At 43.3% G+C, this 631-nt stretch carries 1 protein-coding gene; it reads right to left on the bottom strand.

Annotation, left to right across the window (positions count from 1 at the left end):
* Nucleotides 1-119 precede the first annotated feature (119 nt).
* On the bottom strand, nt 120-605 hold the full coding sequence (locus OH458_RS21960; protein WP_269979856.1) for a GNAT family N-acetyltransferase: 486 nt from the start codon (nt 603-605) through the stop codon (nt 120-122).
* Nucleotides 606-631 lie beyond the last annotated feature (26 nt).

Genomic DNA, 631 nt, shown 5'->3' with positions numbered 1-631 from the left:
TAACGCCCAATTAAGGGGTGAGCAACGCTGCCACCCAACCTAACGCATTGTACCGTAACCACTAAAATTGAAGTAGAAGCCAAAATGCCAAGCGTTGGGAATCCCTCTTAAATTGCTTGTTATGTTCGTAGCCATTTGTACATGACGTGGCTATCAACTAACCCTAGATGAGCATGCTTATATGCCTTGGGAATTGTACCTATGCTTTGAAACCCTAGCTTCTCCCAAAGCTTCACCGCAACTTCATTGGTAGAGACCACGCTGTTAAATTGCATGGCATCAAAGCCAAGTTCTAGAGCAGTTTCCTGAGAATGTTCACACATAAGGCGTGCAATGCCCTTACCTCTAGCTTTGCTAGAAACCATGTATCCACAATTACATATATGGCTACTTGGCCCCATTGCATTTGGCTTGATGTAGTATGAGCCCAGTACAACGTCATTTTCTACGAAAACAAAAGCTTTCAGGGGAGATTCACACCATAAAGCAAATGCTTGTTCTAGCGTCATATTTGGGTCAAAGGCATAAGTTTCTTGTGCCTGGATTACCGCAGAAAATGTTGGCCAAAACGACTCAAAATCGGCTTTTGTGATTTCCCTAATCATGAATTTCCTCCTAGAACATAACGCCC

The sequence above is a fragment of the Vibrio sp. MarTm2 genome, assembly GCF_027587055.1.
GTDB lineage: Bacteria > Pseudomonadota > Gammaproteobacteria > Enterobacterales > Vibrionaceae > Vibrio > Vibrio sinaloensis_D.
The sequence above is the reverse complement of the archived record's forward strand: the minus strand, read 5'-3'. Positions and strand labels throughout refer to the sequence as shown.

Bases quoted from the DNA above. Each gene is read 5' to 3' on its own strand.
- OH458_RS21960 (WP_269979856.1), bottom strand. From the start codon at position 605: ATGATTAGGGAAATCACAAAAGCCGATTTTGAGTCGTTTTGGCCAACA.